At 42.3% G+C, this 24,168-nt stretch carries 20 protein-coding genes; 7 read left to right on the top strand and 13 right to left on the bottom strand.

Annotation, left to right across the window (positions count from 1 at the left end; genetic code table 11):
• Positions 1-38 precede the first annotated feature (38 nt).
• Entirely contained in the window at positions 39-842 is an 804-nt protein-coding gene (locus FTU00_RS03130; protein WP_180179064.1) for an alpha/beta fold hydrolase, read from the bottom strand.
• Positions 839-1,861 carry a signal peptide peptidase SppA gene (sppA, locus tag FTU00_RS03135; protein WP_180179065.1) on the bottom strand — a complete coding sequence of 341 codons (1,023 nt, stop codon included), beginning with the start codon at positions 1,859-1,861 and terminating at the stop codon, positions 839-841. The genes FTU00_RS03130 and sppA overlap by 4 nt, the downstream gene beginning before the upstream one ends.
• A 127-nt stretch (positions 1,862-1,988) precedes the next feature.
• Between sppA and FTU00_RS03140 the strand changes: the two genes are divergently transcribed.
• Positions 1,989-2,963: a lysophospholipid acyltransferase family protein gene (locus FTU00_RS03140; RefSeq protein WP_180179066.1), complete on the top strand. Its 975-nt coding sequence runs from the start codon at positions 1,989-1,991 to the stop codon at positions 2,961-2,963.
• Here FTU00_RS03140 and FTU00_RS03145 read toward each other — a convergent pair.
• From FTU00_RS03145 to FTU00_RS03155, 3 genes are all read right to left on the bottom strand, one after another.
• Positions 2,952-5,411 (bottom strand): DNA internalization-related competence protein ComEC/Rec2, encoded by a 2,460-nt coding sequence (locus FTU00_RS03145; protein WP_180179067.1) that lies wholly within the window; start codon positions 5,409-5,411, stop codon positions 2,952-2,954. The two genes, FTU00_RS03140 and FTU00_RS03145, sit on opposite strands and share 12 nt — an antisense overlap.
• Before the next feature lie 84 nt (positions 5,412-5,495).
• Positions 5,496-6,179, bottom strand: coding sequence for a lipoprotein-releasing ABC transporter ATP-binding protein LolD (gene lolD / locus FTU00_RS03150; protein ID WP_180179068.1), 684 nt, complete (start codon positions 6,177-6,179; stop codon positions 5,496-5,498).
• Positions 6,172-7,407: a lipoprotein-releasing ABC transporter permease subunit gene (locus FTU00_RS03155; protein WP_034170943.1), complete on the bottom strand. Its 1,236-nt coding sequence runs from the start codon at positions 7,405-7,407 to the stop codon at positions 6,172-6,174. Before FTU00_RS03155 ends, lolD begins: the two co-directional genes overlap by 8 nt.
• 26 nt (positions 7,408-7,433) lie before the next feature.
• Between FTU00_RS03155 and FTU00_RS03160 the strand changes: the two genes are divergently transcribed.
• Positions 7,434-7,997, top strand: a complete 564-nt coding sequence (locus tag FTU00_RS03160; RefSeq protein ID WP_180004111.1) for a PilZ domain-containing protein — start codon at positions 7,434-7,436, stop codon at positions 7,995-7,997.
• Between the two features lie 20 nt (positions 7,998-8,017).
• Here FTU00_RS03160 and FTU00_RS03165 read toward each other — a convergent pair whose 3' ends face one another.
• Positions 8,018-8,911, bottom strand: coding sequence for a DMT family transporter (locus FTU00_RS03165; protein ID WP_180179069.1), 894 nt, complete (start codon positions 8,909-8,911; stop codon positions 8,018-8,020).
• A gap of 14 nt (positions 8,912-8,925) precedes the next feature.
• Entirely contained in the window at positions 8,926-9,411 is a 486-nt protein-coding gene (locus FTU00_RS03170; protein WP_159124052.1) for a YaiI/YqxD family protein, read from the bottom strand.
• Positions 9,412-9,659: 248 nt separating this feature from the next.
• Here FTU00_RS03170 and FTU00_RS03175 point away from each other — a divergent pair, with 248 nt between their 5' ends.
• Positions 9,660-10,592 (top strand): hypothetical protein, encoded by a 933-nt coding sequence (locus FTU00_RS03175; protein ID WP_159124053.1) that lies wholly within the window; start codon positions 9,660-9,662, stop codon positions 10,590-10,592.
• 598 nt (positions 10,593-11,190) lie between these two features.
• Here FTU00_RS03175 and serC read toward each other — a convergent pair.
• Positions 11,191-12,273 (bottom strand): 3-phosphoserine/phosphohydroxythreonine transaminase, encoded by a 1,083-nt coding sequence (serC, locus tag FTU00_RS03180; protein WP_180179070.1) that lies wholly within the window; start codon positions 12,271-12,273, stop codon positions 11,191-11,193.
• A 436-nt stretch (positions 12,274-12,709) separates the two neighbouring features.
• On the opposite strand from serC, the gene FTU00_RS03185 reads away from it, so the two are divergent.
• The 4 genes from FTU00_RS03185 to FTU00_RS03200 are packed head-to-tail and all read left to right on the top strand — an operon-like array spanning position 12,710 to position 17,516.
• On the top strand, positions 12,710-14,191 hold the full coding sequence (locus tag FTU00_RS03185) for a TolC family protein (protein WP_180179071.1): 1,482 nt from the start codon (positions 12,710-12,712) through the stop codon (positions 14,189-14,191).
• Between the two features lie 11 nt (positions 14,192-14,202).
• Positions 14,203-15,285 carry an HlyD family secretion protein gene (locus tag FTU00_RS03190; protein WP_180175372.1) on the top strand — a complete coding sequence of 361 codons (1,083 nt, stop codon included), beginning with the start codon at positions 14,203-14,205 and terminating at the stop codon, positions 15,283-15,285.
• Complete coding sequence (locus FTU00_RS03195) at positions 15,286-16,428, top strand: ABC transporter permease (protein ID WP_180179072.1); 1,143 nt, start codon at positions 15,286-15,288, stop codon at positions 16,426-16,428.
• Complete coding sequence (locus FTU00_RS03200; RefSeq protein WP_180179073.1) at positions 16,425-17,516, top strand: ABC transporter permease; 1,092 nt, start codon at positions 16,425-16,427, stop codon at positions 17,514-17,516. Before FTU00_RS03195 ends, FTU00_RS03200 begins: the two co-directional genes overlap by 4 nt.
• A 33-nt stretch (positions 17,517-17,549) precedes the next feature.
• Here the strand turns inward: FTU00_RS03200 and FTU00_RS03205 are convergent, their stop codons facing one another.
• The 5 genes from FTU00_RS03205 to FTU00_RS03225 all read right to left on the bottom strand — a co-directional run bounded on the left by FTU00_RS03205 (position 17,550) and on the right by FTU00_RS03225 (position 23,804).
• Positions 17,550-17,969 carry a DUF3887 domain-containing protein gene (locus tag FTU00_RS03205; RefSeq protein ID WP_180179074.1) on the bottom strand — a complete coding sequence of 140 codons (420 nt, stop codon included), beginning with the start codon at positions 17,967-17,969 and terminating at the stop codon, positions 17,550-17,552.
• Between the two features lie 68 nt (positions 17,970-18,037).
• On the bottom strand, positions 18,038-21,010 hold the full coding sequence (gene gyrA / locus FTU00_RS03210; protein ID WP_180179075.1) for a DNA gyrase subunit A: 2,973 nt from the start codon (positions 21,008-21,010) through the stop codon (positions 18,038-18,040).
• A gap of 256 nt (positions 21,011-21,266) precedes the next feature.
• Positions 21,267-21,932, bottom strand: coding sequence for a hypothetical protein (locus FTU00_RS03215; RefSeq protein ID WP_180179076.1), 666 nt, complete (start codon positions 21,930-21,932; stop codon positions 21,267-21,269).
• Between the two features lie 168 nt (positions 21,933-22,100).
• Positions 22,101-23,033, bottom strand: a complete 933-nt coding sequence (locus FTU00_RS03220; RefSeq protein ID WP_125278450.1) for an electron transfer flavoprotein subunit alpha/FixB family protein — start codon at positions 23,031-23,033, stop codon at positions 22,101-22,103.
• An 18-nt stretch (positions 23,034-23,051) separates the two neighbouring features.
• Positions 23,052-23,804 carry an electron transfer flavoprotein subunit beta/FixA family protein gene (locus tag FTU00_RS03225; protein ID WP_159124425.1) on the bottom strand — a complete coding sequence of 251 codons (753 nt, stop codon included), beginning with the start codon at positions 23,802-23,804 and terminating at the stop codon, positions 23,052-23,054.
• Positions 23,805-24,168 lie beyond the last annotated feature (364 nt).

The following is a 24,168-nucleotide window of genomic DNA, read 5'->3' on the forward strand; positions in this document are numbered from 1 at the left end:
TCGGACGCGTTTTTTTATTTCTTTAGATGAGATGAGCTTTAAGCAGACTGTTGCTGAATCAGTTGTTTGACCAGACTCGCTACTTGCTCAGGCTGCTCCAATGGGAACATATGCCCACCATCTACCACTGTAAATGGAATGCCAAATTTCTTTTGCACTTGCTGCGGAAATCTGCGCGCCAAAAATGGACCTTTCTTGGCAACCACCAGATGTACTGGTACTTTTGGTTTTGCCTGAGGTAACCACCATAGCGATGGATTGGTTCTAAAGATATTCACTTCATCCATTTTAGGAATGGTGAGTTCAACTCCACCTCGAACCGGATCATCCTTTAAGGCATAGTCAATATAAGCCTGGAAGCAATCTGCATCAAAATCCTGATAAAAGCCTTTCGGTCGTAGCAGTTCAGCTGCCTGTTCCCGAGACTCCCAATGATCACGACGGCGTTTCGACAAACCTGCAGGTGACATCTGGTCCAGTGCTTTTAAGCGAAAAGTTTTTGCAATATGCAATGCAAAGGCTTCTTTGCCCATGATCATCGGCGGATCAAGCATAATCATTTGCGAAAAAAGTTCCGGACGCTGTAAGGAGGCCTGAAAGCTCAGGACTGAACCTAATGAATGTCCCAAACCAATCACTGGATGTCCATGAGACTGGCGCACGATACTGTCAATCACTTGCTGAGTCAGACTTTTCCAGTGATTATCAATCGGATAACGCTTATCAGGCCCTAATAACGGCACATAGATAATATCGTAATCATCTTGTAGTCCTTCAAACAGCTTTTGATAGACTTTAGATGGCACGCCATTGGCGTGCGCAAAATGAATCAATGGTTTCATTGTAAGGTCGTTTTATTTTCTGACTGAAGTTTCTGTGCCACTGAAGTTGCAATTCCTTCACCAATCGATGAACCCATACGACCCAGTACTGACTCAAATGGACTATATTCAATAGTGTAGTTCAGTGCTTTTTCAGTTTTTAGTTCACGCTTCAAAGTATTTAAACTGCCAATACGGTCTGCAATACCCAATTTCACCGCCTGTTCACCGGTCCAGAACAGACCTGAGAAAATAGCAGGATCACTCGATTTTAATTTGGCTCCACGTCCCTGCTTTACAGCATTAATAAAGTGACCATGCACATTATCCAGCACACCTTGTACATGCGCTTTTTGCGCAGGATCAACCGGCTGTGTCATGGACAGCAAAGCTTTATTTTCACCTGAAGTCATGGTGCGGTCTTCAACTCCAAGTTTTTGCAGCAGGTTATTCACACCATAGTTCGGCATGATCACACCAATTGAACCGACCAGACTCGATGGATTGACAATGATTTCATCTGCAGCGGAGGCAATATAGTAAGCACCAGAAGCCCCTGTATCACCAATCACGGCATAGAGTTTTTTCTCAGGATACTGTTTTTTCAGATACTGGATTTCCTGCCAGATTTCATCTGACTGGACTGGTGAACCACCCGGTGAATTAATATTTAAAACGACAGCCTTACTTTGCTTGTTTTCAAAGGCTTTTTTGAGTGATTTGATGGTATTGCTACTGTTTACGCTTTGCTTGTCTGCGGCAATCGTGCCAATAATATCAACCACAGCAATGTGTGCACCTGCGCCTGCACTTGGATCAGAAGCACTCATGCTACAGCCTTTACCCAGCGCAAGAATGACAATCAGCAGATAAGCGAAGGTCAGAAATTTAAAGAAGATCCCCCAGCGACGTGCCCGTCGTTGCTCTTCTACTGAAGCTAAAACCGCTTTTTCCAGCAGTTTCCATTCTGGGCCAGTCGGCTGAACGGGTTGTTGCATATTTTGTATTTGATTTTCAGGTTTTGGTGGCCAATCGGACATAAATAATCCAATAAATTAATTTATATTGAACCCATTATATACACCGAAAAGGGTAATTCTGTCTAAAGAAACCGTTTTCGCCTATAATAAGTGCTATTCTTTTTTATTTTATCAATATTACAACTCAATGACTGAACGCAGCTCAAAGAATTCAGCTTACGGTTTACTCAAATATATTAGCCGCCAACCGCTTTCAGTTTCCCGATGGATTGCGCGTATTCTTGCCTTAATCGTTAATATTTTTAAAGTTTCTAAAACTTCTGATGTAATTCGCCTGAACCTTGAGATCAGTTTGTCTGAACTGTCGACACAGGAAAGAGAACGGATTACCCGTGCCGCGATTCGCAATGAACTGATGTCTTATTTCGAATTTTTCAGTATTTGGGGTTCGAGTAATCAGAAAAATATTGAGAGAGTGCATAAGGTTATAGGCGAAGATTTACTGCATGATGCCTTGGCACAAAATAAAGGTCTGGTACTAATTGTGCCGCACTTTGGCACTTGGGAAATCATGAATGCCTATGTTGCGCAATTCACTTCAATGACCATCATGTATAAGCCTGTAAAAAATCAGGCAGCGGATCAATTTGTTCGTGCAGCACGCAGCCGCGAACAGGCCAATCTGGTGCCGACAGATGAGTCTGGTGTACGACAGATTTTCAAAGCCTTGAAGCAAGGTGGCACCACTGTCATTCTGCCGGATCATACACCCAACGTTGGCGGTGAATATATTCCTTACTTTGGTGTTCCTCTAGCTACCAGCAATCTGAGTGCCAAGCTGATCCAGAAAACCAAAGCCCGTGCGCTGTTCCTTTATGCCCTGCGTAATGAGAATGCTGGCTTTGATATTCATATCGAGACCATAGATGAAAGAATTTATCAGGGAGATGCCAATCAGGGTACAGGCATCATCATCAAAACGATTGAGAACCTGATTCAGCGTCATCCTGAACATTATCACTGGAGCTATAAACGCTTTAGAGCTCACGAAGATCTGGGAAATATTTATAAGCTTGATCATAACCAAGCTTTGTCCAAAGTGAACCAGTTAAGAACTTCTAATCTGGCTGCTGTTGAACCATCTCTAGAATCAGTCAATTAGATTTTGTTTTTGTAACCATTTCCAGCGACTTCTTTCAGTTTCTAGAATGATTTGAGTTCCTTGCTGATGAAAATGCAGGCTGCCATGCTCTGCTGTAGTCAATAGAGGAATATCCAATTCTTTGAGACGCTGTTGAGTCAACTGACTTGGATGCCCGTAACGATTAAATTTTCCAGCAGACGCAATCGCCAGTTTAGGACGATAGTGCTGCAAGAATTGATAAGCTGAACTGTGCTGACTGCCATGATGGCCTAAGACCAAGACATCCACTTTTAAATCGGGGTAGTCTTTGAGTAACTGATATTCAGTCTGCCAACCTGCATCTCCCATCAGCAGAAAATTCTGATAAGGCCAGACATCTTTGAGCTGCAAATACACTACACAAGACAGGTCATTTTTATTGAAATTAGCAGTATTTAATTGTTCTAGTTTTGGTGCAATGACCTTAATCTGCACATCATTCTGCCATTGCCACCGCTGTCCCTGATAACATAATTGAAAGTTTGAAGAGGCTGCAGTTTCGGTCACTTCATTGGCATAGATATTCTTAATCTTGAGCTGGTCTTTAATCCTGTGATAAGCACCACTATGGTCCTGATCCAGATGCGTTAAAATCACCTGCTCCAGTTGAGAAACACCTTGTACCGACAGAAATGGCATGATTACCTGCTTCCCAATACTAAATTTTTCCTCATCATAATAACCGCCCATATCGATCATCATGTTATGAGTTCCATAACGTAAGAATATCGCCTGCCCTTGCCCGACGTCCAGCACCGAAAGCTGAAATGGCGGATGATTAAATTGAGGAACACAAACTGGTACCGCCGCGACAGCTATCCAGGATTTTGGTAATACTCCACGTGGTAAGAATAAAATCAGCAAAGACAGAATACATAGCCCAATCATCCAGTGATTCATTGCAACTGGAATTAACTGCGGTTTAAACCAGTGATCCAGCAGATTTAAGAAGCCCAACAGGATATTCAGCAACAGATCATTCAGCTGAAATAGCATGCTTGAGACCGGTTCAGCGATAAAAAAGAGAATTGCTGCCAGAATATCGATCGGTACAATCAAAAGACCGATCCAGGGAATTGCGACCAAATTGCTGAACGGTGTGATCCAGGCAATCTGCTTAAAAAACAGCATCATTAAAGGAAATAAAGCGAGAAAGATTTTCCACTGTGATTCCACTAGCACTTTAGCTGCAAAATACAGTTTTTGTATTGCTGTCTGATTTTGCTCGGATGGTCGCTGTTGAATGGTCTGATAAATTCTGAGCAATACAAAACAGGCCCCATAGGATAGCCAGAAAGCCGCGGACAAGATACTAAAGGGATCAATGAATAACAGTAAGGCGGCGCTCAGAATCAGAAGTTTTAAAGCCTGCAGATTTTGTCGAAGCAGCATGAGGATGACACCAATCATACAGATCAGCAGAGTGCGGATTGCCGGGATTTCAAAACCCACAAAGGCACAGTACAGCACCACACAAAACAGAAAAGGTAAAGCCAGAAAATACTGGCGTGGCCATTTCAAATAAAGCTGAGGCATACTTCGTGCGACAAGTAGCCGAAGCATAGTACAGACCATCAGGGCAAAGATCAGCACATGTGGTCCGGAAATCGCCAGTAAGTGACTCATACCCATACGTCGAAATTGCTGTTCAGTTGCAGGATTTAAAAGGCTTTCATCTCCGGTGAGCAAAGCCAGAAGCAAACCTTTATTTTGTACAGGTTGCCTTGCTATGAACTCTCTTAATTGCAGCCGCTTCTTCTCTACCCAAAGTAGAAATTGCTGAGTTAAAGCTCTTTGCTCTCGAATAAACTGACTATACCCCAGTGTAGAAACAGTAGCTGAATCAAGTTGCTCTATCTGTTTGATCCGGAAACCTGCCATCATATTCTGTTGCAGTGCCCATTTTTCAGCATCAAAAGCACCGGGCGTTGCATAACTGTGATTAGGACGTACCTGCCCTTGCAGCCGGTAATAATGACCCAGTTCAAGTGCATTATTTTCATGATTCGCTGATAGTTGTGAAGTATTCGATGAGGTTTTAGGTAGAAAACCCATCCAGGTTACGGTGCGTCCATCGAGGTTTAATACTTCCAAAGGCTGCTGGATGGATTGTTCACCGAGTTTATTCAAGCGTTTGACATAAACGATAATGTCTTTCTGCAGTACTTCATGCTCGACATTCAATAGCCGTTGGCTGAGCTGTTGATTGGCATAACCATATCCCAAAAATGTCCCGAGTAGAATACAGGTACTTACCAGCAATCCTTTATGTAAGGGCTTTTTCAGAACAGTATTGAGCTTGGAACTACAGAAATAAAAGAGCACAGCAAGAAATATCACTGAGATTGAATTCAACTCAATATTCAGAAAAGATTTTCCCATACTGGCAAGGCCTAAAATCCAGCCCAGACACAGCCATTGCAACATGAAGATTTTCTTTTTTATTATTATTTTCAGGCAATAATAAAGCCCACCGAAGTGAGCTTCAATTAAAGAAGATTATTTCTGTAATTAGTCATTCATCCATAGACCATCACGCATATGTAGAATCCGGTCTGCCGAATGTGCCAATTGTTCATCATGGGTCACAATTAACATGGCCATATTGAATTCACTACGTAATTCAGTCAGCAACTCAAAGATTTTATCGGCTGTTTTACGGTCCAAGTTACCTGTTGGCTCATCTGCCATCATTAACTTCGGCTTGGTCACCACGGCACGAGCCAGTGCTACACGCTGACGCTCGCCCCCTGAAAGTTCGCCCGGTTGATGGGTTAAACGATGGGTTAATCCAACACGCTCCAGTAAGTATTCTGCCTGCTGTTTAGCCTCTTTAAACTTGACGTTTTTACGAAGCATTAAAGGCATCGCGACATTTTCTAGTGCAGTAAACTCTGGCAATAAATGGTGGAATTGATATACAAAGCCCAAATTTTCATTACGGACATAGCCGCGTTCTGCTTCAGATAAATTGTCAAAACGGCGGCCATTGACCATCACTTGTCCGGCAGAAGGACGGTCAAGTCCTCCCAGAATATGTAATAAGGTACTTTTACCGGAACCACTTGAACCGACAATAGAAACAAATTCCCCGGCGTTTACCTGCAATGAAATCCCTTTGATCACATCAACCGTAGATTTTCCATCTGTAAAAGATTTCTCGATATTTTGGGCATCTAGAACCAAACTACTCATAACGCAATGCCTCCGCCGGTTGAATTTTAGCAGCACGGAATGCTGGATAAATAGTGGCCAGGAAACTTAAAGCAAGTGACAGACCTACAATCACGACCACATCCTGCCAGCGCAGATAAGAAGGTAAATAGTTGATGAAGTAAGCATCAAACATATTCAGGCCAAGTGAATTGTTTAACCAGCCAATAAAACTACTAATACTGGTGGCGGCAATAATCCCGAGAATGGCACCCGCACAAGTTCCAATTACGCCAATCACAGTACCTTGAACCATAAAAATTCGGGTAATCGTGGCAGGTGAAGCACCCAAAGTACGTAAAATTGCAATATCCGATTTCTTATCTGTGACCACCATCACCAATGAAGACACGATATTAAATGCTGCGACCAAGACAATCAGGAATAGCAATAAGCTCACCATCGCTTTTTCCATCTGAATTGCGCTGAACAGATTACCGTGGGTATAAGTCCAGTCAGAGGCATAGAAGTTGCCCGGTAAATCACGCACAATTTCCTGAGAAACCTGAGGTGCTGCGAAAATGTCATCCAGCTTCATACGTACGCCTTGTGCACCATCTGGCAGACGTAACAAGGTTGAAGCGTCATTCAGAGCAATATAACCCATCATCGAATCAACTTCTGCACCAATACTGAAGATCCCGACCACTTTAAAGCGTTTAAAACGAGGTACGACACCTGCTGGTGAAGGCGTCGCTTCGGGCAGAACCAAGGTAATATTGTCGTTCAAGCCTACGCCCATGGCATCTGCCATCTGTTTGCCTAAAACAATCCCAAATTCACCTTTTTTCAGGTTATCAATACTACCCTCGACCATATGGTTCTGAATGATCGAAACTTTCTTCTCATACTTTGGTTCAATCCCGCTGACCATAATTCCGGCAACTTGCCCTTGAGCCGTCAGCATCCCCTGTAACTGGGTAAACGGAGCCACACCTTGAACGTGTTCATGCCGTTCAATCTGCTTTGCAAGTTCAGGCCAATTTGTTAGAATTTGCGTCGAAGAAACAGTGGCTTGAGGAACCATCCCCAAGACACGATTTTTCAACTCTCGGTCAAAACCATTCATCACAGACAAAACTGTAATGAGGACTGCTACACCGAGCGTGAGACCGATCATTGAGACCAATGCGATAAAAGAAATGAAGTGGTTACTACGCCGTGCGCGAGTATATTTCAACCCTATATACAGCGAGATTGGTTTGAACATAACCATCTAGTCCGAGGTAATAAATTATGGAAAATGTACAGCATCCAAACGGATTCACTGAAAGACGAGTCATGTCTCGAATCGATGCTGCTTTACGAATCAATTATCAGATTATTTCCGATGATGTTGCCTTGAATGATCCTTACGATGCTAATTTCGTATTGCCCCGCTATTTTCTACTACTTGCAGAGCTAGATCAATTTGATCATGCTGTTAACTACGAATTAGAACAATTATCTGAAAAAGATCAACAAATTGCTCGAATCTTATCCTTATTCAACCAAAAATTAAACCTTATTACCGGTTCTTTGTATGACGCAATTGTACAAAGCATGTTACCTGTACCCGAACATGTGAACTTTTCAGAGACCGGTTTTAGCTTCTTTAGTGATCAGCCGATTAGCGAAGGCACCTATCTGCATGTGACTTTAAGTCACCCGGAAAACTTCTTCCACATCGCGGCAACCGCTCAGGTGGCCTACAGTCGTGCAGAAGAAAACGGGAAATATCGTACGGGTGCTTATTTCATTACCCTGCACCCTCAGGATCGCGTCAAACTGGGCGAATGTGTGAAAGCCAGCTTTGCTTAAGACTGGCATCTATCTTTTTATTAAAGGCGGGCTTTATAGCTCGCCTTAATTTCTTTAGCAAAATAAACCACTAAGCCGAACAATAAAATTACTACACCCACCAAAGCAATGAGTGGCAATTTTTCATTATTCAATAATACACCTACCAGCAAGGCCAGCATTGGTGTCAGGACTGTGGTTAAAGACAAAGTCGTCGGTTTAATTTTCTGTACCAGCTTGAAATAACAGAACATCGCAATCAGCGAAGCCATAATTACCGCATATACCAGACCAAATAAGGACTTGGCATGTGGCATAGCAGTGGGTGCGTATTGCCAGATAAATGGCAACATACCCAGAGAAAAAACGACTGACAAGCCAATCGAACCGGCCGCCTGTGCCATAGGATCAATTGGTGCATTAATTTTCTTCACCCAGAACATGGATACGCAATAAACTAATACCCCAACCAGAGCGATCACAATTCCAATTGGCTGTATATGCTGATCTGCATCGCCTAGACAGACCACCGAAAGTCCGGTTAAAGCAATTCCCATCCCCAGCCATTGATTCAGGGAAAGCTGCATCTGAAAAACAAAACGCCCAATCAGGCCTGAAATTAAGGGTGCCAAGCCGAACATTAAGGCAATAATACCAGAGCTTAAATAATCCGTAGACCAGTAAGTAAAAATTTGCGAGCCGATAAAACTGCAAGCACCCGCCAAGTAACTATGCAGAGAAACACGATCAAGCGGTAATCTGGTTTTAAATAACCACAACATTCCTAAGGCCAGAGGCAAGGCCAAAAAGAAGCGTATCGCCAATGCCCACATCGGATGCAAATCTTCCACACTCCACACAATCGCCAGTGGTGTGGTGGACCAGATGAAAACCAGCAAGGCATAGGTCAACATCAGGTTACTTTTTGGGGGCATACTTGATCTCGTTTTTATTTAATCGCAGTTTTGCGTTTCTGTTTTTGAATGGTTTGATCTAGAGAGCTGGAAAACTCACGTTTATCGCGTTCAGAAATCGGCGGTGGGCCACCAGTTTGTACACCAGCACCACGCAAGGTATCCATAAAATCACGTAAATGCAGACGTGCTTTGACGTTCGCCACTGTATAGATTTCACCACGCGGGTGAATCGCGATACCGCCCTTCTCGATGACTTGAGCAGCCAAAGGAATATCCTGCGTCACCACAATGTCATGCTCTTTCATACGGTCGACAATTTCCTGATCCGCCGCATCTGCTCCGCTCATGACCTGAATAGAATTGATGCGAATCGACGGTGTAATTCCTACCGGCTGATTGGCCACAAAAGTGACTTCAAGCTGGTAACGATCGGAGGCACGAATAATCACATCTTTCAGAATACGAGGTAATGCATCTGCATCGACCCAAAGTTTGAATGGCAACACACAGCTTTCCATAAGGGAGAAATTTGGACTAGTGTAGCAAATCAGAGGATACAGGTTGATGCCTAAAACTGCTCTTTCTCTGAATATCCTGATATTTAAATACTCAGCTCAGCCGTATTAAATGAGTCAGCTATCCACAATCTAAAAAAATTTGACTTCACATGATTTGCATTTTAATTTTTAAATTCATTCGAGTGACTTGAAAAATCGCAATGACCCTCGATTAACTATACATAAGTCATCCAAGATCAATTGTGCATATGAAAAAACAGAATAGCCCAGAGATCATCACTATTGATGATCAGAATTTCGGTAGTCATGTCGAACATTGGACCTTGCTTACTGAAAACCCAGGCACAGATGTTCCCCAATGGTTAGGCAAAGCCCTTGATGCACCTGTAATGCCGATGGGCTTGTGTACACAAGAATGCGATATGGATGAAACCACCTGGCTGATTCAGGGACCGAGCAAAGCTGCGGTACAATTAAGCCAAGTGATTGCCGTAGAAAATAACAAGCCACAGGCTGTGAAAACCGCATTTCCGGGTTTTGACAGTCCCTACCAGGTGAAAGCCACGATTGACCGGATTATTTCTTGTAAATCCGACACCCAAGCTGTGTTGCGTCTCAATCTGGGTGCCAACAATATCATCTATGCCTTTGATACGCTGTACAGCGTCAACCGGTCGCATTATGAAAAAGACCAGTCTTATATCGTCAACTTAAATGCCTGGGCTTATGAACTGGAAGTGGTGACTGACCATGAACATTTAGTCGTGGATGATCCTGCCTCTATCAAACATCACCGTGCCCTGAATGCAATTCTTGCGGAAAATAATGGTGTTGCACCGGATAATTTACAGGAACAGATCGATGCCTGGGAGCCGAAATCTGAAGAAGACAAAGAACCGGTAACGGTCGATTTCTCCAAAATGGTCGCTTATCTCTATGGTGAGACCATGGGTCAGGAAGATGAAGCCTGGTTCCAGGGCAATATTGTCGGTAAAACTTCAATGCAATTCATGGATCAGGACTACATGCTCTATGATGTCACCCTGATTCATGATGAAGGCCAGCCGGCTACCTTGATCCGTGTAGCCACCCGCAATGACAAGCATAAAGATTTCCAGATTGGTCAATATATTCGGGGCAATCTGTGGATTCAGGCCAATATCTATCGAAAAGCAGCTTAAGCTGAATATCCAGATCGGAGACTCATATTTTTATATGAGTCTCCTGTTTTTTATTTATTTTACTGCGATATTCTCTCAATTCTGATTATTTTTTATCCACAATTAAAATCAGAATTAATGGATTTTGAATTCATTAAAAATAGATTTATCCACAGATTTAAATTCAAATGAATTCATTTTCAATGTTATCTTAAACTGAATAATCATTTTAAAAACATCGTAAAAATAATGACTTAATATAATAGTCTGTTATTTCTCAATATATTGAAGCCAGTTATTTAAATAAAATTAAGACTTTATGAAGTTTAGTTAAGAATGGACTTTATTTAATCAATTTTTTATGGTAAAAATACGATCAACAAATAATCATTTACGATAAATAGATCGGATAATAAATATCTATGAAAATCGTTCAAGAAGAAAATTTACAGCAGGTTGAGCATCATCTTGGCTCGCGTTATCAGCTTGATATGATGTCATGCCTATTTTTCGTATTAGGTATGCTCATTTGCGGCTATATCTTACATAGCTTTGTTTTTTAACCCGAATTAAATGATAAAAAACCCGGCCAATTGCCGGGTTTTTTAATCCTCAGGAATTAAGCATTGCGTTTAGCAAAGTCATCCATGAAGTTTACCAATGCCTGTACACCTTCTAACGGTACGGCATTGTAAATGCTGGCACGCATACCGCCTACTGAACGGTGGCCGGCAAGGTTAAGCAAATGGTTTTCTTTTGCTTCTTTCAGGAACTGTTTTTCAAGTTCAGGATTTGCCAAGGTAAATGGAACATTCATGATTGAACGGTTTTCTTTGGCAATCGGATTTGCATAGAAGTCGCTAGAATCGATATAGCCATAAAGCAATTCAGCTTTTTGCAGGTTCACTTTATGAATCGCGTCTACACCGCCCTGTTCCAGTAACCATTCAAATACCAGACCAGATAGATACCATGCATAAGTTGATGGTGTGTTGACCATCGAACCATTTTTCGCTTGATCTGCATATTTCAGGATGCTTGGAATTTCAGGTTTAGCCTGATCAAGCAGATCTTCACGGATAATAACCAGTGTTAAACCTGCAGGGCCAATATTCTTTTGCGCACCGGCATAGATCAGACCGAATTTAGAAACATCAATCGGTGCAGACAGAATGCTTGAAGAGAAATCACATACGAGTGGCTTATCAGTTTCTGGCACATGGGCAAATTGCAGACCGCCAATAGTTTCGTTATCTGCATAATGCACATAAGCGGCATCATCAGAAAGATTCCAGGTGCTTTGATCAGCAATCGCTAATTTACCATCTTCAGTTTTAATGCCTGCTTCAACCACATTGATATCGCCATAGCGTTTAGCTTCTTTCAATGCTTTTTCAGACCAGATACCGGTACGGATATAGTCAGCTTTGTTGTTTTTACCCAGCAAGTTCAATGGAATTGCCGAGAATTGCAAAGATGCACCACCCTGCAAGAACAGTACTTTATAGTTCTCAGGAATATTCATGAGTTTGCGAAGGTCTGCTTCTGCCTTTTCCGCAACTGCAACATAGTCTGCACTACGGTGGCTCATTTCCATGATCGAAAGACCTTTGCCCTGCCAGTCAAGCATTTCAGCTTGAGCCTTTTCAAGTACGGCAGTAGGTAATGCAGCAGGACCAGCACAGAAGTTGTACGCGCGCATGATTTTTCCTTTCAGAGTGAAACACAATAAAATGATGGCATTTAACCATATCTGGACGCCGCTTGCACAAAATTATTTCTATCCAAGAATGAAGATAGAGTCAAAAAACCAATCTAGATTCGAGGGATAATTTGAATATCTTTGATTTTTTTGTTCTAACTCGGTGATTTCATTTATGAGAAATTGTACAGCTAAAAATATTCAATCTCATCCAATGCTTAGAAGATGTTGAATCGGCCGCTAATATAAAATAATTGAAAAATGAATTTAAACTCGGCTCAAGTTTTAGAGTGACATAGAACTATCAGCTTGAAACTTGAGAAGTGAATTGTTTCAAATTACAACAATACTACAACTTAACCCACCCCTGCACTGCAAGCAATTGATTTATAATGCAGCTTAGACTGAATTAATGTGACTTTTACATTACCACTTTATGAATATGAAGAAAAATAAACAATGTGTCTGCTGGGGTCTGACTGTGCTTGCATCCATGATGTATGGCAGTTTTGCTTATGCACAAACCATCAGCTTTCAGGATGCAGAACAACAATTGTTGCAACGTTCCTATAGTAGCCAGGCTTTTCAAAGTCTGGAGCAAGCTTCTAAACTTGAGGCCGAAGCTGTGAAAGGCATTGGTCTGCCTCGTGTTGACCTGAATGTTCGTGCCTATGCCTTTCACAGTGAAGTCGATATTCCATTAAAGCAGTTTAAAAATAATCTGGAAAATTCACTCTCCCAAGGCGTGAATGGCCGGCTTAATGAGTGGGAGGCCAGTAATGGTGTGGATTTACCCGCAGGTATTACCGATCCACTGCGTGAAGGACTTAATAATACTATTCATAGCGGAGTTGGCCTGATTCCGGATACGTCTAATGTCGTCCTTGAAGATCAGGTGATTCGTCCCACTGTTTCCGTGATGATGCCACTATATACCGGAGGCCTCACCCGTAGCGCCAAAGAAATTGCCAATATTCAGTCAGGACGTAGCGAACTTAGTAATCAGCAGCAACAGGACACGCAGCGTTTTGAGCTGATTCAGTCTTACTTCAATGTTCAACTACAAAAACAGCTACTGGATGCGGCTCTTTTTAATTCAAATGCCATGCAACAACATTATCGTAATGCCCTGAAGCTGGAACAGCAGGGTTTTATTAGTAAAGGTCAACGCATGCAGTTCGAAGTAGCACGCAATAATGCTGAACGCGCACAACAAAATGCCCAAGCCAATCTGAATGCTGCCCTATTTCAGCTAAATAACCTGTTGCTGGATAGCAATATCACCGAGCTAAGCACACCTTTGTTTGTGAATCGTGCTGAACCACAAAATGTGAATATTCTGCTCAGCAGTTTTAGCCAGAACTCCCCTCTGATCAAAAAAATGCAGATGGATACCGAGCTGGCCAAAGCCAATGTCAAAGCCCAGCAGGCCGCTAAAAAGCCAAATGTTTTTGCGTTTGGTGAATATAGTCTGGATCAACATCAAAACTGGATTGTAGGGGTTGCAGCACGTTATAACCTGTTCTCAGGCATTGATAAAAACAAAAATATTCAGGCTGCTGAGCTGAAACGCTATGCCGCTGAACTGATGACGGCGCATACCCAGCAGGAGATTGAAAACCTGATTTATAAATCATTTAGTGAAGCGGTCAGCGCCCAGCATAGTGATGCTCTACTTCAGCAGAATCTGAAAGCAGCTCAGGAAAATCTGCGTATTCAGGAGTTATCCTTTAAGGAAGATGTCGGGACAGCCACTCAGGTCATCGATGCCCAAAATATGCTCAGCAGTTTAAAGGCAGAAATGGCATTAAACGCTTATAAATATGTAATATCTCTCGCGACCTTATTACAGAGCCATGGCTCAATTGTTGAATTTCCAAACTATATGCAACATGCCAACACCCACTATATTCGTTAATGGAGCCAGACATGACAGATGAGCAAAAGCCAGAACATCCTGTTGATGAACCGGCTTCAGAAATCAATTACAGTGAATCAGAGCCTGAAAAAGTTCCTGCAAGCACAGAAAAAAAATCGCGCAAAAAATACCTGCTTTTAGCTTTAATTCCAGTGATTCTTGCTTTGATTGGGTTTGGCCTATGGAAAACTTATCAACCCAAAGAAATCGAGCTACAAGGCCGGGTTGAGGCAGAGACCGTTCAAGTGGCCACTAAAGTTCCAAGCCGGATTGAAAAGATTTATGTACAGGAAGGCGATAACGTCAAGAAAGGCCAGGCGCTGGTAAAATTGCATAGTCCTGAAATTGAGGCGAAAAAGCAGCAGGCTTTAGCCACTTTACAGTCTGCATTAGCACTTCAGTCCACCGCAGAACGTGGTTCTCAAGAAGAAAATATCGCTTCTCTGTATGCCAACTGGCAGTCACTAAAAGCACAGGAGCAACTCGCTAAAACTTCCTATCAACGTGGAGCTAACCTGTTTATGGAGGGTGTCATTTCCCGCCAGCGCCGAGATGAACTGTTTGCAGCTTCACAATCTGCATCCCAAATGACCGAAGCTGCTTATCAGCAATATGCCCGGGCTAAACGTGGCAGTACACCAGAACAGAAAAGTTCTGCAGATGCTCAGGTCGATATAGCCCGTGCAGCAGTCGCTGAAGCCAATGCACTAGAAGCAGAAACTGAATTATTGGCACCGATTGATGGTACCGTCTCCAAAACCTATGGCAATGCCACTGAGCTGGTGGCAACCGCAGTGCCAGTGGTCAGCCTGATCTCGGCAGAACGCTGGATTAGCCTGAATATTCGTGAAGACCAATATGCCGCTTTAGGTAAACAGCAACAGCTTGAAGGTTTTATTCCGGCACTGAATCAATCAGCCACTTTTAAAGTAAAAAATATTAGTGCTGAAGGTGAATTTGCCACCATTAAAACTACGCGCCAAACCGGTGGTTATGATGTCCGCAGTTTTAAAGTTCATCTTGTGCCAGTCACTGAAATGCCTGAGTTAAAAGTCGGCATGAGCGTGCTGTTTAAATTGAAAGAGCCGAAATAAATGGCTTCTGGATTCTGGGCGGGTATTCAGCGTGAAATACGCTATTTATGTAGAGAGAAATGGGATCTGGCTCTGGTCCTACTCGCCCCTGCCTGTATTCTGATTTTACTTGGCAGCATGTTTGCCAAAGGCAAACCGGATCATCTACCAGTCGCCATTATTGATCAGGATCAAAGTAGCCTGAGCAGCAAGATTTATGATCATTTATCTTTGAATCATACCCTACAAGTGCATACCATTTCTGGTCAAACGGTCGAAATCGAAAAGCTATTAAACGAAAATAAAATCTGGGGCTATATTCATATTCCTGCCGGAGCCGAGCAACGACTGGTCAAAGCTCAGGATGCTGAAATTAGTATTGCTTTTAATCAGAGTTATTTTAGTATCGGTAATACCATTTCTTCAGCCATGCTACTCAGTACCTTACAGGCTCTGGCTGAATTTACTGGTAAGCAGTATCTAGGTAACACGCTCCCCTATCTGGAAGCACCTACACCGAATATTAAAATTTCCCCACTGTATAATCCGCAGCTGAATTATGAATTTTATCTGGAACCTTACATGGTGCCGGCAATTTTGCACTTGCTGTTATGTTGCTGTGTAGCTTTTGCTGTGGGTCAGGAAATTAAACGACATACTGTTAGTCATTGGATTGCCCAAAAAAACTTGTGGTCGGCACTGCTGTCTAAAAATCTGGTTTATGTAGCAATCTTTTGTTGCTGGACCTGGGCTTGGATGTTTTGGCTGGTCGAAATTCGTGGCTGGTTTATTGCCGGGTCATTATGGCTAATTCTTCTGGCTCAAATACTGTTCTATAGTGCTTATGCCTTTATTAGCAGTGCGGTGGTTCTGGCCACTCAGGACCTGACTAAATCTTTTGGTCTACTAGCAGTCTATGGTGGTTCATCGCTCAGTTTTGCTGGGGTGACTTTGCCCCTTAATAATGCTCCACTATTTACCCAGTTCTGGGCCAATATTATTCCCTATACACCCTATGCCAAGTTACAGACTGAACAATGGGTGATTGGTAGTCCGTTCTATCTTTCATTGCAACCGATGTTCGTACTTATCATTTATGTCGTACTTTATGCTGTGTTGGCCTATGTCTTTCTCAAAAAAACAGCCAAAGGAGTGTCAGCATGAAATCACTCTGGAACGCTTATTGCCAAACTTTTAAAGACATTATTAGCAATACCAGTATTTTTACCACGCTGATTTTATCGGTTCTGTTTTACAGTTTTTTTTATCCGACCGCATATAAGGCAGAACAGGCAGAAGCCTTGCCGATTATTATTGTCGACGAAGAGCAAAGTGCTTTAACCAATACCATTATCAGTCATGTCAGCCAAAGCCCCAATGTACAAATCAAGGCGGTGACTGGAAATTTTGCTGAAGCCAAATATTGGGTGGAAACTCAAAAAGCTGACGGGATTTTATTATTACCAGATAATCTTTCTCAATCTATCCGGCATGGTGAAAATGGCGGGATTGGACTGTACTTAAGTGCTGCTAACTTTTTAATTACCAAGCAGATTGGTTTAGGCTTGGTCTCTTCAGTAGAAAATACCTTAAGCGAATATGCGGAACGCTTTAGCGAGATTTCACACTTCTCTCCTGCACTATCCATTCACCAGATTCCATTATTTAATACACTCTCTGGCTATGGCAGCTATGTGTTTCCGGCTGTTGCGCCATTGATTATTCATCAGACTATTTTTCTAGGCCTGAGTATGTTGATTGCGTTGTATCGGGAAAGTAGACAGGTGATTAATCTGACCACCTTAAGTGGCATCAGTTTGGCGATTCTGACCATTGGCTGTCTGGGCTGTTACTATCTGTTTGGTTTTACTTTCTGGTATTTTGATTATCCCCGCGGTGGAAATTTTTGGAGCATGCTGTTCGCTGTACCCATCTTTGTATTCTGCATGATTGGGATTACCATCCTATTCGCCAGTTTTCTGGACATGCCAGAACGAGCCGGTCATATCATTGTTTTTACTTCGATTCCGCTCTTTATGCTTTCAGGAGTCGCTTGGCCGCATGCTGCCATGCCAGTCTGGATCCAACTCATTGGGCAAGCCTTACCTTCGACCCAAATCGTGCAGATGTTTATTCAACTCAATCAGATGGGCGTGCCCACTTATATGATTTTAGGAAAGCTTGCTTATCTATTGGTGATCGGTACCATTTGTATAAGCTTAGGCTATTATCGGCTACGCCCACGTTCTTAACTCTGGATTTACTCAGTCTATTCACATCGAAAATTATTCGCCAAATACCTGAATATTAAAGTTGCGGATTTTAGTACTGCCATTCGGCTGGTCAAAACTCACATCATACTGAACCAGATTTTTTGGATAGGCAATTTCATAACTCACCTTGTATTCACTCGGTTTGCCATTATTTTCTTCGAAGTTCTTTCTCATGATAGTCTTGGACTTATATTCACCTTGCGGAATTGAACGTGAAAAACGCTTCATGATTTTTTCATTATTTTGAAATTCTGCCTGCAACTTCGGCTCAAGCTGAGCTAAAAACTCGTCATATTTTCCATCACGTAAATCTTCATAAGCCACCTGTGCTACCTTTTCCTGTTCAGGACTTGGATCGGGCATGTTATCCATTGCATTATTACAGCCACTAAGTGCAATAGCTGCTGTCAAAAGTATCAATCTGGTTTTCATTATTTATCTCTCTTTAGCCGATGTGTAAAAAAGGACGCCGAAGCGCCCTTTTTCATCAGTAGCAGAACTTATTCCTCTACTGTATTGTCATCATCTTTTTCAGCTGCTTGTGCATCAGTTACATCATCAGCTGCAGATTCAGTATTTTCAATATCTTCCAATATTTCCAACTCATCTTCAACTGCTTCAATCGCTTCCACACCGACCAGTTTTTCATCTTCAGCCAGACGGATCAGACGAACACCTTGTGCATTACGGCCAGTCTGTGCCACTTCAGAAGCACGGGTACGAACCAGAGTGCCGCCATCAGAAATTAGCATCAGTTCTTTAGATGCGTCAATCGCAACCGCACCGACCAGCTCACCGTTACGTTCTGAGGTCTTAATCGCAATTACGCCCTTACCGCCACGTTTCTTAGTTGGGAAGTCATCTACCGGGGTACGTTTACCATAACCATTTGCAGAAGCACACAGCACTTCACCGGTTTCAGGTACAACCACTAGAGATACGATACGGCTAATGAAGTTAGCTTCAGTTGCATCTTCATCATCAGATTCAATATCTGCATCTTCTGCATCTTCAACCTGAGAAGCACCGATGGTCACGCGCATACCGCGTACACCTTTAGCTGAACGACCCATTGAACGTACGTCAGTCTCTGCGAAACGAATTGCTTTACCTTCGTTCGAGAACAACATGATTTGCTGTTCACCATCAGTAATCGCAACACCAATTAAGGTGTCATCGCCATTCAGTTCAATCGCACGTAAACCATTTGAACGAACGTTCGAGAATTGTTCCAGTTCAACACGTTTAATCGTACCGTACTCAGTCGCCATAAACACATAGAAGTTTTTACGAACAGCTTCAGCCTGCTGAGCAAAGTCATTGATGATGTCATCATCAAGATCAGTGGTTGAAAGCGCTAAGCCCAATTCTTTCAATTGAACACGCAGTGCATCAGAAATATCATCTGCACCATCTTCAGATTCAGCAAGTGCAGCTTCTAGTGCCGCAAAGTGACTATTGATCACTTCATTGGTTTGAAGCTGGGCAGCATTGGTCTTCACAAATGACTTGAAGTCAGCCAGACGTTCTTTGAATTTCTTCGGTGCATCAATCACTGGCAAGATTGCAGTAATGGTTTCGTTGTCATCCAGCGGCAACAAGTTCACCATTGGGCGACCTTTGGCACCACGCGAAGCTTGTGGCACTTCGTAAACTTTCAGACGGTAAACCTTACCGACATTGGTAAAGCAAAGCACAGTGGCATGATTCGATGTCACCACCATATGCTGGATGTAATCATCTTCTTTCATGCTGGTTGCAGACTTACCACGACCACCACGACGCTGAGCAGCATAGTCAGATAATGGTTGAGTTTTCGCATAACCAGTTTTTGAAACGGTCAGAACCATTTGCTCTTCAGGAATCAGATCTTCACGAGAGAAGTCGATACGAGACTCAACGATATCTGTTTTACGCACATCGCCATATTGCTGAAGAATCAATGCCAGCTCTTCTTTAATCACGTTCATCAATAAGTTGAAGTCATTTAAGATGGCTGTGTATTCAGCAATTTGACCTAAGATTTCAGAATATTCAGCTTGAAGTTTATCCTGCTCAAGACCGGTCAAACGGTGTAAACGCAGTTCCATGATCGCATTGACTTGAGTCGGAGATAAACGATACACATCGCCATCAATACCAAATGGACGGTTTGGATCTTCACCTTCAATTTCGTCAGGACGTACAGAAACAGCACCCGCTTTTTCAAGTAATGCTGCCACACCACCTGCTGCCCACTCGCCTGCCTGTAAACGCTCACGCGCTTCAGCCGGGTTGGCAGAAGTTTTGATGGTTTCGATGATGGCATCAATATTTGCCAGAGCAACGGTTAAACCTTCTAAAATATGACCACGTTCACGTGCTTTGCGCAGTTCATACATGGTACGACGTGTCACGACTTCTTGACGGTGACGAATAAACGCAGCGATGATGTCTTTCAAGTTCATCAATTTCGGCTGGCCATTGTCCAGGCAAACCATATTAATGCTGAAAGAGTTTTCTAACTGCGTATTCTGGAACAGGTTATTGACGATGACTTCAGCATTTTCACCACGCTTTAGGTCAATCGCAATACGCATCCCTTCCTTGTCAGATTCATCACGAAGTTCAGAAATGCCTTCAAGTTTTTTCTCTTTGACCAGCTCGGCGATACGTTCAATCGTTTTCGCTTTGTTAACTTGATAAGGAATTTCCGTGAAGACAATCGTAGTACGGCCAGATTTAGCATCTTCTTCAAAGTGATATTTACCACGAATATGCAAACGGCCTTTACCGGTACGATAGGCATCCACGATACCTGATTTACCGTAAATAATGCCACCTGTCGGGAAATCTGGACCGGAAATGTATTCCATCAGACCTTCGATGCTGATATTAGGATTATCTGCATAAGCCAGACATGCATTCACCACTTCAGTCATGTTGTGTGGCGCCATATTGGTCGCCATACCAACTGCAATACCAGCCGCACCATTCACCAATAGGTTCGGAATACGGGTTGGCATGACTTGCGGAATACGCTCAGAACCGTCGTAGTTATCTTCCCAGTCAACTGTATCTTTTTCCAGATCGGCCAGTAATTCATGGGTCAGCTTACGCATACGAACTTCGGTATAACGCATTGCCGCAGCGCTATCGCCATCGATCGAACCAAAGTTCCCTTGACCATCAACCAGTTGGTAACGCAGACTAAAGTCCTGAGCCATACGGACAATGGTTTCATAAACAGCATAATCACCATGTGGGTGATATTTACCGATGACATCACCTACAACACGGGCAGACTTCTTGTAAGCTTTGTTGTAGTCATTGCCCAATTCGTGCATTGCGAAAAGCACACGACGATGAACAGGTTTTAGACCATCTCGTACATCTGGCAAGGCACGTGACACAATCACGCTCATTGCATAGTCTAAATACGAGTGCTTGAGTTCATCCTCAATGGCAATCGGTCTAATTTCCGATACGCTCATGCATACTCCTTATTCTACAAGCCAAATTTGGCTTGCATTTATATGTCGTAAATCCAGCTATAAATCGGCTCAAAAAAAGCTGAACCAATATTAAAATTTAGTCGTACAGTATAGCATAATCTAGGCTAAATTTATCTGTTTCATCCCCAACTATCCACAGGATTTTTAGTAGAAATTTTAATCACTTCACAATATTTTGATATTAAAAAACCTCTGCTTGCAGAGGTTCATTTTTTTCTTTAAAAAAGCAAGTCACTTAAATATGAAGTTTAGAATCTATATCGGATAAATCATCTTCAACTATGACCTGACTAGATGATTTTGTCATAGCACAATCTTGCTTCATTAATGGATAAGCGACCAGGAATAAGCCGATAATAAGCGGAAATTCGTATAGCTCTTCCATCAAATCTTTATAGATAAAATCTGTAAAAATAAAATGAATAAAAAACCGATTATGTTCAATGCCATCAGACATCAGCAAGCCAATGAAGGCTAATATGAGTGCCCAAATTGGAAGTGATACATGCTTAAACTTATGAGCAATTTCTTGACGCAAAGGTGCTAAAAACAGCATAAACACCACTGGTGCAATCACAAGAACCGAAATACCCCGGAAATAGATTTTTGGCACTTCCGGTAAATAGTCACGTCCCCAGCTAGTACTTCTACCAAACAGCATAATCCACCATGCAACTGACCAGAGCCAAAACTGTTTTTGACCTTTACTTAATTCAAATGGACGGATATAGAAAAAACTAAATACGGCAAAACCAAACAACATTAATGCTTGAATTGACTCAACTGCTGTAACCGTCATACCGCCTAACAAAGGAAGGTGCAGACTCGGGAGAAAAGGGAAAATCAAACAGCAGATCATCATTACCAAAATACTAACTGGTAACTGAAAATCAAATTTCACGGACACTCCGCCAAATGGCAAGCTTAATAAAAGTTTAATATTAACACAAAATATACAATAGCCAAAATTTCGAGTCAGAAATGGACGACTTGTTAGTTAGATTAATTATTTAGATTAAAAAAAAGAAAAACGCTCCTGAAGGAGCGTTTTTCGAACCTGATTCAGGAATTAGATTTTAGAAACCAATTCAGGAATTACAGTGTTCAGGTCACCTACTAACCAGTAGTCTGCTACTGCATTAATTGGAGCTTCTTCATCTTTGTTGATCGCAACGATCACTTTAGACTCTTTCATACCTGCCAAGTGCTGAATCGCACCAGAGATACCTACAGCGATGTACAGGTCAGGTGCAACGATCTTACCAGTTTGACCAACCTGCATATCGTTAGGAACGAAACCAGCATCAACTGCAGCACGTGAAGCACCCTGAGCAGCGCCAAGTTTGTCAGCTAGTGGATCAAGGATTTTGTGGTAGTTCTCACCAGAACCAACACCACGACCACCAGAAACGACGATACGAGCAGCTGTCAATTCAGGACGTTCAGATTTAACGATTTCTTCATTAATGAACTTAGAAATACCAGCATCACCAGTAGAAGCAGCAGCTTCAACCGCAGCAGAACCACCTTCAGCAGCAACCGCATCAAATGCAGTACCACGAACAGTTGCAACGATTACTGATTCAGAAGATTCAACAGTTGCAATCGCGTTACCTGCATAGATCGGACGCTTGAATGTATTTGCAGAATCAACAGCGATGATGTCTGTGATCATGCTGACATCAAGAAGTGCAGCAGCGCGTGGCAAAATGTTTTTGCCAGTTGTAGTAGAAGCAGCAAGGATATGGCTATAGCCTTTACCTAATTCTGCAACCAGTTTCGCTACATTTTCAGCCAGTTGATTTGCATAAGCAGCGTCGTCAGCAAGTAAAACTTTGCTTACGCCCGCAACTTTAGCTGCCTGATCAGCAACTGCTTGAGCGCCAGAACCAGCAACCAATACAGTGATATCACCACCGATTTTTTGCGCCGCAGCAACAACGTTTAAAGTAGCAGCGTTAAGTGCTTTGTTGTCGTGCTCAGCGATTACTAAAATACTCATGATTTTTATCCTTCTGTATTAGATCACTTTCGCTTCGTTTTTCAATTTTTCTACAAGCTCGTCTACAGACTTCACTTGTACGCCAGCTTTACGCTCTGCAGGAGATTCAACTTTTACTGTTTTCAGTTTAGTTGTAGTAGTTACACCGAAATCTGCAGGTGACTTGGTATCAAGCGGTTTTTTACGCGCTTTCATGATGTTTGGAAGAGCTGCATAACGTGGCTCGTTCAAACGTAAGTCAGTAGTTACGATCGCTGGAAGTGATAATTCAACAGTTTGTAGACCACCGTCGATTTCACGAGTCACTTGTACTTTGTCGCCTTCAACTTTAACTTCTGAAGCGAATGTACCTTGACCTGCACCTAGAAGTGCACCAAGCATCTGACCAACCTGGTTAGAGTCGTCATCAATTGCTTGTTTACCAAGAAGGATCAATTGTGGTTGTTCAGCTTCAACAACGCCTTTTAGAATTTTAGCAACTTCTAGCGCACCTAGCTGGCTGTCATCAGCTTCAACCAGAATACCGCGGTCAGCACCAAGCGCCATTGCAGAACGGATTTGTTCTTGCGCTTCTTTAGGACCAATAGAAACAACAACGATTTCTGAAACAGTTCCTTTTTCTTTTAAACGAACCGCTTCTTCCACCGCGATTTCACAGAATGGGTTAATTGACATTTTAACGTTTGTTAAGTCAACACCACTGTTGTCCGGCTTAACGCGAACCTTAACGTTGGCATCAACCACACGTTTTACAGCAACAAGAGCCTTCATGTAATCCTCGGCTGTTTTAGCAAATGTAAATGTTGAGAAAAGTTATAATAACTCTTCACTTAAATTTTTTTAGGTGCCCTATCTTGCAATGTGCACGGCATTTCGGTCAAGTCACAATTCAGCAAAGAGCTGTAAAAATGCGTAATTTTCCTTGAACGATGCGTTCACAATTAATGCGTATCGATTTATTACAATGAATTTTATCAATATTTAATAAAATTTAACCTTTGATTTTTATTATTTTTTTATTTGATGAAACACATCAGAACTTTTGATTTTTGCTTATTAAATGCACAAATCCGTCCTTAGATTTGTGGAAAATGACTTATATTTAAAAATGACCGCTTTGGTCAGTTTGGACATA

The sequence above is a fragment of the Acinetobacter sp. YH12041 genome, assembly GCF_013419975.1.
Classification (GTDB): domain Bacteria; phylum Pseudomonadota; class Gammaproteobacteria; order Pseudomonadales; family Moraxellaceae; genus Acinetobacter.

Excerpts from the sequence above, each read along its gene's own strand:
- FTU00_RS03130 (WP_180179064.1), bottom strand. The coding sequence starts at position 842 with ATGAAACCATTGATTCATTTTGCGCACGCCAATGGCGTGCCATCTAAA.
- sppA (WP_180179065.1), bottom strand. The coding sequence starts at position 1,861 with ATGTCCGATTGGCCACCAAAACCTGAAAATCAAATACAAAATATGCAA.
- FTU00_RS03140 (WP_180179066.1), top strand. The coding sequence starts at position 1,989 with ATGACTGAACGCAGCTCAAAGAATTCAGCTTACGGTTTACTCAAATAT.
- FTU00_RS03145 (WP_180179067.1), bottom strand. The coding sequence starts at position 5,411 with ATGTTGCAATGGCTGTGTCTGGGCTGGATTTTAGGCCTTGCCAGTATG.
- lolD (WP_180179068.1), bottom strand. The coding sequence starts at position 6,179 with ATGAGTAGTTTGGTTCTAGATGCCCAAAATATCGAGAAATCTTTTACA.
- FTU00_RS03155 (WP_034170943.1), bottom strand. The coding sequence starts at position 7,407 with ATGTTCAAACCAATCTCGCTGTATATAGGGTTGAAATATACTCGCGCA.
- FTU00_RS03160 (WP_180004111.1), top strand. The coding sequence starts at position 7,434 with ATGGAAAATGTACAGCATCCAAACGGATTCACTGAAAGACGAGTCATG.
- FTU00_RS03165 (WP_180179069.1), bottom strand. The coding sequence starts at position 8,911 with ATGCCCCCAAAAAGTAACCTGATGTTGACCTATGCCTTGCTGGTTTTC.
- FTU00_RS03170 (WP_159124052.1), bottom strand. The coding sequence starts at position 9,411 with ATGGAAAGCTGTGTGTTGCCATTCAAACTTTGGGTCGATGCAGATGCA.
- FTU00_RS03175 (WP_159124053.1), top strand. The coding sequence starts at position 9,660 with ATGAAAAAACAGAATAGCCCAGAGATCATCACTATTGATGATCAGAAT.
- serC (WP_180179070.1), bottom strand. The coding sequence starts at position 12,273 with ATGCGCGCGTACAACTTCTGTGCTGGTCCTGCTGCATTACCTACTGCC.
- FTU00_RS03185 (WP_180179071.1), top strand. The coding sequence starts at position 12,710 with ATGAATATGAAGAAAAATAAACAATGTGTCTGCTGGGGTCTGACTGTG.
- FTU00_RS03190 (WP_180175372.1), top strand. The coding sequence starts at position 14,203 with ATGACAGATGAGCAAAAGCCAGAACATCCTGTTGATGAACCGGCTTCA.
- FTU00_RS03195 (WP_180179072.1), top strand. The coding sequence starts at position 15,286 with ATGGCTTCTGGATTCTGGGCGGGTATTCAGCGTGAAATACGCTATTTA.
- FTU00_RS03200 (WP_180179073.1), top strand. The coding sequence starts at position 16,425 with ATGAAATCACTCTGGAACGCTTATTGCCAAACTTTTAAAGACATTATT.
- FTU00_RS03205 (WP_180179074.1), bottom strand. The coding sequence starts at position 17,969 with ATGAAAACCAGATTGATACTTTTGACAGCAGCTATTGCACTTAGTGGC.
- gyrA (WP_180179075.1), bottom strand. The coding sequence starts at position 21,010 with ATGAGCGTATCGGAAATTAGACCGATTGCCATTGAGGATGAACTCAAG.
- FTU00_RS03220 (WP_125278450.1), bottom strand. The coding sequence starts at position 23,033 with ATGAGTATTTTAGTAATCGCTGAGCACGACAACAAAGCACTTAACGCT.
- FTU00_RS03225 (WP_159124425.1), bottom strand. The coding sequence starts at position 23,804 with ATGAAGGCTCTTGTTGCTGTAAAACGTGTGGTTGATGCCAACGTTAAG.